Annotated in this window: 11 protein-coding genes; all 11 read left to right on the top strand. The window is 62.4% G+C overall.

Annotated elements, in window-relative coordinates; all coding sequences use genetic code 11:
- Positions 1-580: 580 nt before the first annotated feature.
- The 11 genes from mutS (at position 581) to hflX (ending at position 15,384) form a co-directional block, all read left to right on the top strand.
- A complete protein-coding gene (gene mutS, locus PTZ19_RS00415; RefSeq protein WP_276351452.1) occupies positions 581-3,244 on the top strand; it encodes a DNA mismatch repair protein MutS in 2,664 nt (887 codons plus the stop codon).
- A gap of 1 nt (position 3,245) precedes the next feature.
- Positions 3,246-4,676 carry a S41 family peptidase gene (locus PTZ19_RS00410; protein ID WP_276351450.1) on the top strand — a complete coding sequence of 477 codons (1,431 nt, stop codon included), beginning with the start codon at positions 3,246-3,248 and terminating at the stop codon, positions 4,674-4,676.
- Between the two features lie 21 nt (positions 4,677-4,697).
- On the top strand, positions 4,698-6,683 hold the full coding sequence (gene mutL, locus PTZ19_RS00405) for a DNA mismatch repair endonuclease MutL (RefSeq protein ID WP_276351449.1): 1,986 nt from the start codon (positions 4,698-4,700) through the stop codon (positions 6,681-6,683).
- A complete protein-coding gene (locus PTZ19_RS00400; RefSeq protein ID WP_276351448.1) occupies positions 6,684-7,481 on the top strand; it encodes a class I SAM-dependent methyltransferase in 798 nt (265 codons plus the stop codon).
- Complete coding sequence (gene miaA / locus PTZ19_RS00395) at positions 7,453-8,448, top strand: tRNA (adenosine(37)-N6)-dimethylallyltransferase MiaA (protein WP_276351447.1); 996 nt, start codon at positions 7,453-7,455, stop codon at positions 8,446-8,448. Before PTZ19_RS00400 ends, miaA begins: the two co-directional genes overlap by 29 nt.
- A 74-nt stretch (positions 8,449-8,522) precedes the next feature.
- Complete coding sequence (hfq, locus tag PTZ19_RS00390; protein WP_276351446.1) at positions 8,523-8,765, top strand: RNA chaperone Hfq; 243 nt, start codon at positions 8,523-8,525, stop codon at positions 8,763-8,765.
- A gap of 175 nt (positions 8,766-8,940) precedes the next feature.
- Positions 8,941-11,547, top strand: a complete 2,607-nt coding sequence (locus tag PTZ19_RS00385; protein ID WP_276351445.1) for a transglycosylase domain-containing protein — start codon at positions 8,941-8,943, stop codon at positions 11,545-11,547.
- Positions 11,548-11,732: 185 nt separating this feature from the next.
- Positions 11,733-12,299 carry a ribonuclease FAU-1 family protein gene (locus PTZ19_RS00380; RefSeq protein WP_276351444.1) on the top strand — a complete coding sequence of 189 codons (567 nt, stop codon included), beginning with the start codon at positions 11,733-11,735 and terminating at the stop codon, positions 12,297-12,299.
- Entirely contained in the window at positions 12,296-12,961 is a 666-nt protein-coding gene (locus PTZ19_RS00375; protein ID WP_276351443.1) for a YdcF family protein, read from the top strand. The genes PTZ19_RS00380 and PTZ19_RS00375 overlap by 4 nt, the downstream gene beginning before the upstream one ends.
- A 102-nt stretch (positions 12,962-13,063) precedes the next feature.
- Positions 13,064-14,050: an AAA family ATPase gene (locus PTZ19_RS00370; RefSeq protein WP_276351441.1), complete on the top strand. Its 987-nt coding sequence runs from the start codon at positions 13,064-13,066 to the stop codon at positions 14,048-14,050.
- A gap of 26 nt (positions 14,051-14,076) precedes the next feature.
- Positions 14,077-15,384 (top strand): GTPase HflX, encoded by a 1,308-nt coding sequence (gene hflX, locus PTZ19_RS00365; RefSeq protein ID WP_276351440.1) that lies wholly within the window; start codon positions 14,077-14,079, stop codon positions 15,382-15,384.
- Positions 15,385-15,387 lie beyond the last annotated feature (3 nt).

Here is a 15,387-nt window from a genome sequence, read left to right as displayed (position 1 = left end):
TGCGCGGGCCGTTGTGTCGGAAAGTTACATCACTCCGCCGCTTTGACGGGTGTGCAGGGGCAGATGTGTCGGAAAGTTACATACCTCCGCCGCTTTGACGGGGTTGCGCGGGCCGTTGTGTCGGAAAGTTACATCACTCCGCCGCTTTGACGGGTGTGCAGGGGCAGATGTGTCGGAAAGTTACATACCTCCGCCGCTTTGACGGGGTTGCGCGGGCAGTTGTGTCGGAAAGTTACATAACTCCGCCGCTTTGACGGGTTTGCAGGGGCAGATGTGTCGGAAAGTTACATAACTCCGCCGCTCTGATGGGTTTGCAGGGGCAGTTGTGTCGGAAAGTTACATAACTCCGCCGCTTTGACGGGGTTGCAGGGGCAGTTGTGTCGGAAAGTTACATAACTCCGCCGCTCCGTCGGGGTTGTGCGCCGCATTGACAGGGCTAACCGCCCAAGACGTATCGCCCATGCGCAGATGATCGCGGCGATCTCGCCCCAAAGACACGACTTCGAACCGAATCCTTGCTATAATGGACCATGTCGTCATCTATCATTTCACATTCTGGCATTTTTATCGGAGGATCGACATGGCCGGATACACCCCCATGATGGAACAATATCTCTCCGTCAAACAAGAGGCGAAGGACGCGTTGCTCTTCTTCCGCCTCGGCGATTTCTATGAAATGTTTTTCGAAGACGCGTTGACGGCCTCCCGGGAGCTGGAAATCACGCTGACGGGACGGGACGCCGGACAGGAAGAACGCGTGCCGATGTGCGGGGTGCCGTACCACTCGGCAGAAGGATACATAGCGAGATTGATCGAAAAAGGCTACAAAGTCGCGATCTGCGAGCAAGTCGAAGATCCGAAGGCGGCCAAAGGCGTCGTCCGGCGGGAAATCGTCCGCATCGTGACGCCGGGCACGGTGATGGAAACGAAGCAGGTCGGGGACGCCGCCAACAACTTTCTCTCCGGCGCGGCGGCCGTCGGCGACCGTTTCGGCTTCGCCGCCTGCGACCTGACGACTGGAGAACTGTACGTCACCTCGTTTTGCATCGCCCCGGAAGCGGTTAAGAACGTCCTGAACGTCTATCGTCCCGTGGAAGCCGTCGGAGACGAGTACGCGCTCGCCATCCTCAGGGAGCAGGCAACGGCATCGGGCCGGACGATTCTGTGCACCGAGCGTGAAGAGGCGGATGCCGCCTTGCTGGCCGAGCAGTTCCCGGACGAGCCTTGGGACGCGCACGACGAGGCGAGACGGGCTGCGGTGGCGCGGCTGATCGGCTACCTCGGCGAGACGCAGAAGCGTTCGCTGGCGCACCTCCGCACGGTGAAAGCTTTCGAACCCGAAGCGTTCATGGCGCTGGACGCCTTCACGCGGAGGAACCTCGAGCTGACCGAGACGGTCCGCGACCGCTCGCGCAAAGGCTCGCTCCTGTGGCTGCTGGACCGGACGCGGACCGCCATGGGCGCCCGTCTGTTGAAACGCTGGATCGACCAGCCGCTGCTGAACCGGGGCGCCGTCGAGCGCCGGCTGGACGCGGTAGAGGCGCTGCACAGGGACTGGATGCGCCGGGAGGAGCTGCGGACGGAGCTTGGCGAGGTTTACGACATGGAGCGGCTGGTCGGCCGAATCGCCTACGGGACGGCCAACGGACGGGATCTGAACGCGCTGAAGGCATCGCTTGACCGGGTGCCGGCCTTGCTCCGCCTCTGCCGGGAGATCGGCTCGAAGCCGCTGGAGGCGCTGAGCGACGAGATGGACGCCTGCGGGGATTTGGCCGAAGCGATCGGATCGGCGATCGCGGACGAGCCCCCCGTCTCCGTGCGCGAAGGCGGGCTGATCCGCCCCGGCTTCGACCGGAAGCTGGACGAGCTGCGCGAAGCCAGCCAGAACGGAAAACGCTGGATCGCCGAGCTGGAACGCAAGGAACGGGAAGCGACCGGCATCAAGTCGCTCAAAATCGGCTTCAACAAGGTGTTCGGCTATTACCTCGAGGTCACGCGGGCGAACCTGGGGGCGCTGCCGGAAGGGCGCTACGAGCGCAAGCAGACGCTGGCGAACGCCGAACGGTTCGTGACGCCCGAGCTGAAGGAGAAGGAAGCCCTCATCCTGGAAGCCGAGGAGCGGATGGTCGATCTCGAGTACGAGACGTTCGTCCGGCTGCGCGACCATATCGCGTCCCAGATCCCGCGGCTGCAGAAGCTGGCGGAAGCGTTGGCGGAGCTGGACGCGCTGCAGTCGCTCGCGGAGGTCGCGGCGGAGCGCCGCTATACCCGGCCGTCGTTCCACGACGGCTATGACCTGCGGATCGAGGACGGCCGCCACCCCGTCGTCGAAGCGGTGTCGGAAGGCAAAGGCTTTATCGCCAACGACGCGTCGCTGTCGGAGGACAGCTCGATCCTGCTGATCACCGGGCCGAACATGGCGGGCAAAAGCACGTACATGCGGCAGGTGGCGATCATCTGCCTGATGGCCCAGATCGGCAGCTTCGTGCCCGCCAAGCGGGCGGAGCTTCCGTTCGTGGACCGGATTTTCACGCGGATCGGGGCAGCCGACGACTTGGTTGGCGGCCAAAGCACGTTCATGGTCGAAATGAAAGACATCCAGGTGATGACCGAGCAAGCCACCGAGCGAAGCCTCGTCATCATCGACGAGCTGGGAAGGGGCACGTCGACGGAGGAAGGAATGGCGATCGCGCAGGCGGTCATCGAATACGTCCACGACCACATCCGCTGCAAAGCGCTCGTATCGACCCATTTTCACGAATTGTCGCACCTGGAATCGACGCTCCGCGGCCTGCGCAACGGCTGCATGGCGGTGAAGGAAAGCGCCGAAGGCGTCACGTTCCTGCGGAAATTGGCGCCGGGCGCCGCCGATTCCAGTTACGGCATTTATTGCGCGCAGCTCGCCGGGCTGCCGGACACGATCGTGAACCGGGCGTACTCGCTGATCAATGAAGAGGCGTCCCGTCCAACGGCCGACACGATAAGGGAAACGGCGGCGGCTTCCGATTCGCAGCCGGTACATACGCCGGATCCGGCGTCGCCGCAAGTGGTCCAATTATCCATATTCGCCGATCCAGCCCCCCAGCCCGCTTCGGCGGATAAGCCGAAAAAAACCGTTCTCCCCGCGCGGGAGAAGCTGCTGGACAAGCTTCGCAAGGTGGACGTCATGCGAATGACCCCGCTGCAAGCATTGGAATGGTTGAACGACGCGAAAAACGAACTTATCGAGAGCGGGGATTCCTGAGATGAAACCATTGAACGTGATCGCGAAACGCCTGTTAACGGCCTTGCTGGCCGCATTCGTCCTGATCGGCGTCTGGCCGGCGGCCCCTGCGGGAGCCGAGACGAAAGAGCAGGTCGACGAAGTGCGGGAAATCCTGGAACAATTGCATCTGAGCAAGCCGGACGACAGCGATCTGAACCAGACGGCGATCGACGCCATGGTGGAATCCCTGCACGATCCTTACACGGAATATTTCGATCCCGAAGAATGGAAGTCGTTCTCCGACAGCCTGGAACAGCATTTTTCGGGCGTCGGCATCGTGCTCGTTCAGGACGCCGGAACGATCTACGCGGAAGACGTCATTCCCGGCAGTCCGGCGGAGAAAGCCGGCGTGAAGCCCGATGACGTCATCGTTTCGGCGGCCGGCGCGCCCGCGAAGGGGCTGACCATCGCCGACCTGCAGCAGAAGCTGCGGGGCAAAGAGGGGACTTCCGTCCAGCTTGGCGTGGAACGGGGAGGAAAAACGCTGAGCTTCACGCTGGTTCGCAGCTCGATCCAACTTCCCGTTGCCGAAGGGCATCTGCTGGGAGACGGCGTCGGTTATTTGTCGTTGTCCGGCTTTACGTCCGACGCGGGCAGCCTGTTCGAAGAGGAACTCGGGAAGCTGGAGAAGTCGGGGATGACTTCGCTCGTCATCGACTTGCGCGACAACGGCGGCGGCTACGTCAGCGCGGCGCAGCAGATCGCGTCCCTGTTCATCCAAGACGGCGTGCTGGCGCATCTGAAGGACCGCGACGGGAACGATACGCCGATCGAAGCGAAAGGCGGCGGCAAGGATTACCCGGTCACCGTCCTGGTGAACGGCAGCACCGCCAGCGCCTCCGAACTGCTGTCCGGGGCGCTGCAGGACTACGGAATCGCCAAGCTGACCGGCACCAAAACGTTCGGCAAAGGCGTCGTGCAGTCGATCATCCAATTGGAAAGCGGAGGCGTCATCAAGGTCACGGTACAAGAGTATTTCACGCCGAACGGCCGCAAGGTGGACAAGACCGGCTTGACGCCCGACCATGCCGTGAACGGGACCGAAGAACAGCTGATCGCGGCCTTTCAGGACGCGGGAGGCCGCGCGCTGACCGTCGAATTCGGCAAAAGCTCGGTTCTGATCAACGGGATCCGTACGGCCCATCCTGGCGCGGCGGTTCAGAACGGGAACGGCTGGTCCGTTCATCTGAGGCTTGCCGCGGCGTTGGTCGGCGCTCAGATCGGCTATGACGCCAAGGCGAAAACCGTAACCGTCAGCCGAGGCGGCGTTGTCCACAAACTGTCGGAAGGGGATGCCCGCCTGACCAAAAAGAACGGTTGGAACCTGATCGACCTGCAGACTTTCGCCGGTTGGTTCCCCGAGTTGAAATCGGACGCGGCCGGCGGGACGCTGAAGCTTTCGGTCCGATAAGTAAGAAAGGGGAGATCTCGGATGGGCATCATCCGGCCGCTCGACGAGCATCTGGCCAACCAAATCGCCGCCGGCGAGGTGGTAGAACGTCCGGCTTCCGTCCTGAAGGAGCTGATCGAGAACGCCGTCGACGCGGGCGCCGCCCGCATCGAGATCGAAGCCGAAGAGGGAGGGCTGACGTTCCTCCGCATACAGGACGACGGTTCCGGCATGCTGCCGGACGATCTGCTGACGGCGTTCGAACGGCACGCCACCAGCAAAATCGCCAGCGCCCGCGATCTGTTCCAGATCGGCACGCTCGGATTTCGCGGGGAGGCGCTGCCCAGCATCGCTTCCGTCGCGAAAGTCCGCTGCGTCAGCGCTTCGGACGGCAGCGGGCTGGCCCGCTTCGTCGAGATCGAGGGCGGGACGCTCGCGGGCCAGGGGGAGACGAACGCGCCGCAGGGTACGGAGATGGTCGTCCGCGACTTGTTTTTCAATACCCCGGCGCGATTGAAGTACATGAAGACGATCCAGACGGAGCTCGGGCATCTGTCCGACGTCGTGTATCGCCAGGCGCTGGCCCGGCCGGACATCTCCTTCACGTTCAAGCATAACGGTTCATTGCTGCTGAGGACGGCAGGCACGGGAGACTTGCGGCAGGTGGTTGCCGCCATCTACGGAACGGCCGCCGCCAAAGCGATGATCGAGCTTTCCGGCGAAAGTCCCGATTACGGGCTTTCCGGCCTCACGGCGATGCCGGTGGAAACCCGGGCCAACCGGAACGCGGTGACGATTCTCGTCAACGGCCGCTTCGTCCGCAGCCAGGCGGTCGTGCAGCCGCTGATGCAGGCGTACCACACCTTGCTTCCGGTCCACCGGTATCCGTTGTCGGTCCTGCATTTGCGCATGCACCCGTCTCTGGTGGATGTCAACGTGCATCCCGCCAAGCTGGAAGTCCGCTTCAGCAAGGAGGCGGAGCTTCGCGCTTTCGTCGAGCAGCAGGTCAAGGAGGCGCTTTCCGGACAAGCGTACATCCCGTCGGGAGGCTCCGTTCGAACGCCGAAACCGGCTCCATCCTGGGTGCAGGATCAAATCCGGTTCCAGCTGCCGCCCGCGGAGAGCGTGCCGGCCGAAGCCGCCGAATCCGCTGCGTATACCGCATCAGCCGCGCCCGCCGAATGGACGGGAGTACGGGAAACCGGCGAACCTTTCGCGGCGAAGACGGCAGCGCCGAACACGGCTTCGTACCGAGAAGCCGCCGCGGCTGGCGCCGCCGCCCCTAAGCCGGATATTCCCGAGCGAGGCTGGTCTTACGGCCGGGACGGCGGCTCTTCTTCCGGCATGCCCGTCCGCAAGCCGGCGGCGCCTGAACCGGACAAAGTCCCGGAAGCCGTCTGGCAGGCGGCCTTCGCCGCTCCGGCGGACCGGGAGGAGCAAAGTCCCGCGTTCCCCGAGCTGAGCTGGATCGGGCAGCTGCATGGCACGTATATCGTGGCGCAGAACGAGAACGGCCTCTACCTGATCGATCAGCATGCGGCTCACGAACGGATTCACTACGAATATTATTTCGATAAATTCGGCCGTCCGGAGGAAGCCAGCCAGGAGCTGCTGCTTCCGCTTACGCTCGAGTTCGCGCCGGACGAATTCGCGCTGCTGCGGGAGAGAATGCCCGTTTTCGAAAGCGCCGGCGTATATCTCGAGGAATTCGGGGGCAATACCTTTATCGTACGGGCGGTACCGCACTGGTTCCCGAAAGGGGACGAAGCGGAGATTGCCCGCGAAATGGCCGAATGGGTGCTGCAGGAGCGCAAAGTCGACCTGCACGCCCTCCGGGAGAAAGCGGCCATTCTCTGTTCCTGCAAAGCGTCGATTAAAGCGAACCAGGCGCTGACCCGCGAGTCCGGGGAACGGCTGCTCGAGCGGCTTGGGCGCTGCCGGATGCCGTATACGTGCCCCCACGGACGGCCGATCGTCGTCAGCTTCACCAAGTACGAGCTCGAGAAATTGTTCAAGCGGGTGATGTAAGTGGTCGTCACGACCGCGGAAGCGCCGGACGCCGGGCTTCGGGAGACGGCGGCCCGGCTGGCCCGGGAGCTGGGCGTGCCTTACGTTCCGAGAAGGCGATATACGCTTCGGCAAATCGAGCGGCAACACGGCTCGGATGGGGTGCTGGTCGCGTATTCGGATCAGCTGAAATACATATCGGACAACTCTCCTCCGCTGTTTTTCCACCCGAGCATGGGCCTGATCCGGGCCAAACGGCTATTGTCCGGAGGCAGCGACGCCATGATCGCCGCGTCCGGCGCGGGGCCGGGGGACGTCGTGCTCGACTGTACCGCCGGCCTCGCGTCGGATGCGATCGTGTTCAGCTGCGCGGCGGGAGAGAAGGGCCGCGTCATCGCCGTCGAAGCTTCGCCGCTGCTGTACGTGCTGATTCGCGAAGGACTGACGCGCGCGGACACCGGGCTGCCGGAAGCCGACGCGGCGTGCCGCCGGATCGAGGTCCGGCTAGGCGATCACGGGGAGGTGCTGCGCGGGATGCCGGACCGCAGCGTGGACATCGTCTACTTCGACCCGATGTTCGACAGGGCCGTCGCTTCCTCCTCGTCCATGCGCCCTCTAAGAGCCCACGTTCGGCACGATCCGCTCACGGAGGAAGCCGTCCGGCAGGCCGTGCGCGTCGCACGCAAATCCGTCGTGCTCAAAAACAACAGCGGCAGCGCGGAATTCGCGCGGCTTGGGTTCACGCCCGCGCGCCATTCCGCCTCTGCCGTCGCCTATGGGGTGATCCGAATTGACGAAGGCGACATCGGCCGCCCGTGACGACCGGCCGCCGCTGCTCGCGCTGGTCGGGCCGACGGCGGTCGGGAAGACCGCGGTCAGCTTGCGGATCGCGGAGGCGCTGGACGCCGAAATCATCAGCGGGGATTCGATGCAGGTGTACCGCCGAATGGACATCGGCACCGCCAAGCTGCCTTTGGCGGAGCGGGAAGGCATTCCCCATCATCTGATCGACATCTTGGAGCCCGAGGAGCCATTCTCCGTATCGATGTTCCAAAGCTTGTGCGCGGAGAAAATCCGGGAGATTCACGAGCGGGGCAAGCTGCCGTTTCTCGTCGGAGGAACCGGGCTCTACGTGGAGTCGGTCTGCTACGGGTTCGAATTCCAAGGGGATTCCGGCGACGAGGCGTTCCGCGAGCGGATGCGGCATTTCGCCCAAGCTCACGGCGCGGAGGCGCTTCACGCCCGTTTGGCGGCCGTCGATCCGTCGACGGCCGCCCGGCTGCATCCCAACGACGAACGGAGGATCATCCGGGCGCTGGAAGTGTTCGAGACGACGGGCCGTCCCCTGTCCGAGACGCAGGCCCAGACGCGGGCCGCACCCAAAACGTCCCCGTACCGCCTGTGCCTGATCGGGCTGACGATGGACCGCGCGGCGCTGTACCGCCGCATCAACGAGCGGGTCGACGCGATGATCGCCCAAGGTCTCGTGGAGGAAGTGGAGGCGCTCATCCGTTCCGGAGTCCCGCAGGATGCCGTTTCGATGCAGGGGCTCGGCTACAAGGAAATCGCTGCTTATTTGCGCGGGGAATGCAGCCTGGCGGAGGCGGTCGAACGGCTGAAGCGGGATACCCGCCATTTCGCCAAGCGCCAGCTGTCCTGGTTTCGGCACATGCAGGACCTCGTCTGGGCGGAAGCGGACGAAGAAGGAAAAATCGACGATCTTTTCAAATCGATTTGTGCTATAATAGCAGGAAAGTTTCATCTCGATCTTGAATATATTCGTTGAGAAAACTTTGCGTTTCGATTCCGGCAAGCGTGGAACCGCATTTTTTTCATTTTGGCGATGGGGGTTTTAAGCCGATGAACAAATCCATCAACATTCAAGACACTTTTCTCAATCAAATCCGCAAAGACAGCGTACCCGTTACCGTCTATTTGACGAACGGCTTCCAAATCCGCGGCGTCGTCCGCGCGTTCGATAACTTCACCATCGTCATCGACAGCGAAGGCCGCCAACAAATGGTATACAAGCACGCCATCAGCACGTTCATGCCGCAGCGGAACGTCTCGCTGATGCAGCAGGACAGCGGTTCCGACGCTTAATCGCGCTGCGGTTGCGGCGGATTTCCGCCCGGGGCGTTTCGAAACTTTTCGGTTGTCCCTGTCGTTTAATTGAATAGTGATGGGCCGGAGCAACCCTTCAAGGGTTGTTCTCTGTTTCATGGGGAATGTTAGGCGAAAGCATAGAGAGAAACAGGAGTGCAAGGGGGAAACGAATATGCAAGAACGCACGCCTGCGGGACAACCCGCATCGGCATCGAACCGCGGCAAGGCAGGGGGCGGCAACAAACGTCCGGGCAAAGGTCCCCGCAAACGCGGCGCGCGCAGAGGATGGCTGTGGCTGCTCTTCGTCGCCGTGCTGGGCGTCATCTGCGCGGTGATCGCCTATCTGCTCGTGATTTTGAACGGAGAGCGCATCCTCAGCCAAAACCTGAACAAGCTGAATTTGGACCAAGCGTCCGTCATCACCGACCAGAACGATAAACAAGTCGCCAAGCTGTATGTTTCGGAGGGCAACCGCGAAAACGCGCCGATCAACGAAATTCCGAAGCTGGTCCGGGACGCGTTCGTGGCGACGGAGGACAAGCGCTTCTACGAGCACGGTGGCGTCGATCTGTTCGGCATCGGGCGGGCGCTCGTGACAGACATCATCCACCGCAGCGCGCAGGAAGGCGCCAGCACGATCACCCAACAGCTGGCCAAAAACCTGTTCCTCAATGCCGATAAGACGCTGTTCCGAAAAGGCACGGAAGCTTCGATCGCGCTGGCGCTGGAACGGCATAAGAGCAAGGACGAGATCCTGGAGCTGTACTTGAACCGGATTTATTACGGCAAAGGCCAGTACGGGATCAAAACGGCGGCCAAATTTTATTTCAATAAGGACATCACGAGCAAAGACCCGAAGCAGCAGCTGGAGATTTGGCAAATCGCGACGCTGGCGGGGATTCCGAAGGCGCCCAACACCTACAATCCGATCTCGAATCCGGAGAAGTCCAAGGAACGCCGCGCCGTCGTCCTGAACCTGATGCGGGATCAGGGACTGATCACCGCGGAGGAAGCGGAAGCGGCCAAGAAGGTGGATTACGACCCGAGCGTCTCGAAAACGAGCAACAACCAGTACTTGACGTACATCGATTACGTGGTGGACGAAGCCCAAGCCGTCACCGGCCTGAGCGAGGAAGAGCTCCGCAGCGGCGGGTACACGATCAAGACGGCCATCGACACGAAAGCCCAGAAGGCGATGGAAGACGCGTTCAACAACGACAAGATGTTCGAGCAGAGCAAGGACGAAGTGAAAATGCAAGGCGCCATGGTCATCATGAACCAGCATGACGGCACCTTAGTCGCCATGGTCGGTGGCCGGGACTACGCGAAGTCGGGCTGGAACCGCGTGACCAAGCAGCGGCAGCCGGGCTCTTCGTTCAAGCCTATCGTGGCCTACGGCGCCGCCATCGAAACCGGGAATTACTTCCCTTGGTCGACCTTACGGGACGACAAAACGTGCTACAACAACGGCAAATATTGCCCCGGCAACGACGACGGGAAATATAAAGGACCGATCCCGATGACGCTCGCGATCAAAGAATCGCGCAACCAAGCCGCGGTATGGCTGCTGAACGAGATCGGCGTGAAGACCGGCATTAACTTCGCGGCCAAACTCGGGATCAAGCTGGATTCGGAGGACCGCAACCTCGCCATCGCGCTCGGCGGCTTGACGCACGGGGTTTCGCCGCTGCAGATGGCGCGCGCCTACGGCGCGTTCGCGAACGGCGGCATCCTGGAGGATCCCCATTCGGTTCTGTCGATCACGAACGCCAAAGGCAAGGTCGTCTACGAATATTCGGCGCCGAAGGCCCAGCGGGTCATGGCGCCCGAAACGGCCTATTACGTGACGGAAATCATGAAAGGCGTCACGCAGACCGGCGGCACGGGGGTGCGCGCCCGGATTTCCGGACGCACCGTCGCCGGCAAGACGGGGACGACGCAGCATGGGATTCCGGGGCTCAAATCGAGCGCCAACCGGGACGTCTGGTTCGTCGGCTACACGCCGGAGCTGACCGCCGCCGTGTGGATGGGTTACGATTCGACGGACAAGAACCATTTGGTCAAGAAGAGCAGCGGCCAGGCGGCTGCCATGTTCTCGGCCGTCATGTCCAAGGCGCTGGAAGGAAAGAAGAAGCAATCGTTCCCGAAACCGGAAGGCGTCGCGGATCGGCAGCCGGTCGCCGGCGTAACCGCGCTGTCCGGCGCTTACGATCCGACCTCGGTGTCGATCCATCTCGAATGGACCGCGGAGAACGCCACGGATAAAACCGTGTACAGGGTGTACCGCAAAGGCCCGTCGGACGGGGCGTTCGCCAAACTGGCGGAAGCGGCCGATCCCGCGTTCGACGACATGGCGATCCTGCCGGACCAGACGTACACGTATTACGTGACCGCCTTCGATCCGGACACCAATCAGGAGAGCGAGCCTTCCGGCCAAGTTTCCGTGCTCGTCGATTCGGCGCTCAATACGCCCGTGGTTCCTCCTGTCGATCCGAACGCTCCGCTGCCCGGGGAACCGGGCGCCGGGGATGGCGGAACGGACGTTGGAGGAGTCGGCGACGGCATGGGCAACGGCGGTGCTGGCAATGGCGGGATAGGCGACGGCGGCTTCGACAACGGGGGCGTGAACAACGGCGGTACGGAGAACGGAGGCCAAACCGGCGATCAGACCGGCGGCGGAGCGAATTCGCCGCCACCGAGCCTGGGAACCGAATCCTCGCCCAATCCGTCTACCGGCGAGCCTTCGAGCCCCGTGACGTCATCATCCCCGAATAGGTGAACCCGCACCCGGCATCCTCGGATGCCGGGTTTTGCATGCCGGCGCCGGCTTTCCGACGGAGTCGTCCTACCCGTCAACTGGTGAGCGCGGCGAAGATGTGGTAAGCTTTGGGTAATTGTTGTTGACTCACTCCCTGGCGAAACTCCTGACGAGGAGCGCCGGCCGAACGGAAAGGAACGTCCGCCATGAAACGTAAATTTTCGGACCGGGCCAATTGGCGCCGCATTTTGAAAAAGAATTACGCCTGCTTCCCGATGGACGACCCGCAGTTCCGCGGCTTCGTGACGTTGTATCGCATCCAGGAGCTTCGCGACCCGCTGTGGAAAGAATACAACGGCCGGAAGATGTGCCTGGCCGACCGGGGCTATTTGTGGATGCAGCATTTCCCGAAGGGCGAACACTTCGTCGTGACGACGATGTTCGATCCGGCGGGCAACGTCGTCCAATGGTACATCGACATTTGCAAGACGCAAGGCCTGACCGATCAGCAAGTGCCCTGGTTCGACGACCTGTATTTGGATATCGTCACGCTGCCCACCGGAGAAGTGCTGCTGCTCGACGAGGACGAGCTGGAGGAAGCGTTGGACGACGGCCTCATCACGCAGAAGGATTCCGATCTGGCCCAGCGGACGGCGGCCCGCCTGCTGGAATGGATCCGGAGCAAAAAGTTTCCTTATTTCGACATGAGCATCCGCCATCGCAAGCAGCTGTTGGACAAACTGGGCTGGGAGAAAGGAACGTCGATCGGATGAGCTTGCCGGTATCGAATCTGGCGGGGCTGGAACGGAACCGCGGGAAGCGCAGCCGCAAAGCCCGATATTTCCTTCGGGCGGCGGCGGCCTTGGCCGCGGCGCTTCTCGTTTGGCTCGGATGGCTGTATGTCCGCATCGCGACGTTCGACGGCATCCCGGAGCCGGACGTGACGGCGAAAGCGGACGCGGGGATCGTGCTCGGCGCCTCGCTCTGGAACGACAAGCCGAGCCCTGGACTGCGCGAAAGGCTGGACCAGGCTTTGAAGCTGTACCGCGAAGGCGCGTTTTCCTCGATCATCGTCAGCGGCGGGCTGGACGCCGGAGGCGCGACGATCACCGAAGCGGAAGGCATGCGGAATTACCTCCTCGAACAGGGAGTGCCGGACGGCGCGATCCGGATGGACAAGGACTCCTTCAGCACGTATGAAAACCTGAAGTTCTCCAAGCGCATCATGGAGGAGGAAGGCTGGCGCACCGCCGTCATCGTCACGCACCGTTACCACGGGGCCCGCGCCGCCGACATCGCCCGGACGCTCGGGTACGACCCGGTGCAAGTCAGCGTGATCGATTCGAAAGTGATGAACATGGCGTACCATAAGACGAGGGAAGTTCTGGCGTTTACGAAATGGGAGCTCACCAAGCTTCGTCTCGCGTTCGGATGACTAGCCGCCCCGTTCCCGGAATACATTGGGATATGGCGGCGGTGACTGGCGGAAGGCTGTCCGGAACCCGCGCGCCGATTTTGCCTTCTGGGAGGAAGCGAGATGAACGCGAGGGCGGGACAACCGAACGTCCGGGAGACGGCAGACGCGATGCGGCCGTCCAGGCAAATCAACATCATCCTGCGCAAAAGCGATTCCGACGGATTCGGCGGCGCCGCTTCGTCCATCGGCACGGAAACGGCTTCGGGCGGGCGGACGCTGCCGCAGCACGGCCCGTGGGCCGAATGGCAGCGCGAGCTCGAGAAGCTGACCGGGCTGGATAACGTGAAAGAGCTCGTCTACGAGATCTACGCGCTGCTCCAAGTGAACCAATTGCGCCAGGAAGCCGGCCTGCAGTCATTATCCCACGTGTACCACATGATCTTCAAAGGCAACCCCGGCACGGGCAAAACGACGGTCGCCCGGCTGCTCGCGCGGATGTTCCAAGGGATGGGGCTGCTGTCCAAGGGGCACTTCATCGAGGTCGAGCGGGCGGACCTGGTCGGGGAATATATCGGGCATACCGCGCAGAAGACGCGCGATTTAGTCAAGAAGGCGCTGGGCGGCGTCTTGTTCGTTGACGAAGCCTACAGCCTCGCGCGCGGCGGGGAGAAAGACTTCGGCAAGGAAGCGATCGATACGCTGGTCAAAGCGATGGAAGACTACAAAAACCAATTCGTGCTGATCTTGGCGGGGTATACGCTGGAGATCGACGCGTTTTTGCTGACCAATCCGGGGCTGCCGTCTCGTTTTCCGATCCAAATGGAATTTCCCGATTATTCGGTGGATCAGTTGATCCAAATCGCGGAAGGCATGGTGAAGGAACGCGAATACGCGATGCTGCCCCAGACGCTGTTTAAGCTGCGGGAGCTGATCCTGCAGGAAAAGGCGGAATCGATGTACCATTTCAGCAACGCCCGGTTCGTCCGCAACGTCCTGGAGCGGGCGATCCGCAATCAAGCGGTGCGGCTGCTGTCGCAGTATCCGGCGGGTTCGCCGGGCCGGCAGGAGCTCATGTCGCTGCGGCCGGAGGACGTCCGGACGAACTGAACCGCGGAATCGAAGGGAGACGGAACTTGAAACCGAACCACTACGAAACGGGGGCCGGCGGGCAAGAGAAGGCGCTGCTCGTCAGCCTCGTCACCGACGAAATCAGAAGAAGCGGCGCCGATCCCGAACACTCGCTCCAAGAGCTCGTCGCGCTGGCGGAGACGGCGGGCGTGGAAGTCGTCTCCACCCTCATGCAATTCCGCGACGTTCCGGATTCCAAATGGTTCATCGGCAAAGGCAAGGTGCAGGAGCTGAAAGCGCTGGCGGCCGAAACCGGGGCGGAGACGGCGATTTTCGACCAGGAGCTGTCCGGCGCTCAGGTGCGCAACCTGGAAGAAGAATTGGATTTGAAAATCATCGACCGCACGCAGCTGATCCTGGATATTTTCGCCGGTCGGGCGAAAACCCGGGAAGGCATCCTGCAGGTCGAGTTGGCTCAGCTGTCCTATCTGCTTCCGCGCTTGTCCGGGCACGGCGTCAACTTATCGCGCCTGGGCGGCGGCATCGGGACGAGAGGCCCGGGGGAGACGAAGCTGGAGACCGACCGCCGGCATATCCGGAATCGGATCTCCGAGCTGAAGCGGCAGCTGGAGGCGGTAACGCAGCACCGGACGCTTCACCGGGAGCGCCGCCGCAAGGCGGGCGCCGTGCAGGTCGCGCTGGTCGGGTATACGAACGCGGGCAAATCGACTTTGCTGCGTCAGCTGACCCAAGCGGACGTGCTCGCGGAGGACAAGCTGTTCGCCACGCTGGATCCGACTTCGCGCACGATGCGGCTGCCGAGCGGCAAGGAAGTCGTGCTCACCGACACGGTCGGTTTCATTCAGAACCTGCCCCACGATCTGGTGGCGGCGTTCCGGGCGACGCTGGAGGAAGCGAACGAAGCCGATCTGCTGCTTTACGTCATGGACGCTTCGTCTCCGATGCGGGAACGCCAGAAGGCGGTCGTGGAGGAAGTGCTTGCGGAATTGGGCGCGGCAGGGAAACCGACGCTTCCGGTATGGAACAAAATCGATTTGTGCTCCCCTGCGTCGCTTTCGCTGCTCGGCGGCGGGACGGACGCGATCCGGATGAGCGCGCTGAACGAACGGGATTTGGAACGGCTGCGGGCGAAGATCGAGGACAAGCTGCTGGGCGAGACGTGCCGGCTGCGCATCCCCGCCGCCCGCGGGGACCTCGCCTCGCTCGCGTACCGCGTCGGGGAAGTGACGGAGTCGGAGGCGTCCGAGGATTGGCTGCTGATGACGGTCCGCTTGAACCCGGCGGACATGGAGAAATGGGGCCGGCCGCTGGAACCGTTCCGACTCGGCGAACCGGATGAACGGCAGATGTAATCT

Origin of the sequence: Cohnella caldifontis, from assembly GCF_029360585.1 — a bacterium.
Lineage (GTDB): Bacteria > Bacillota > Bacilli > Paenibacillales > Paenibacillaceae > Cohnella > Cohnella caldifontis.
This window is presented reverse-complemented; position numbering and strand designations above follow the sequence as displayed.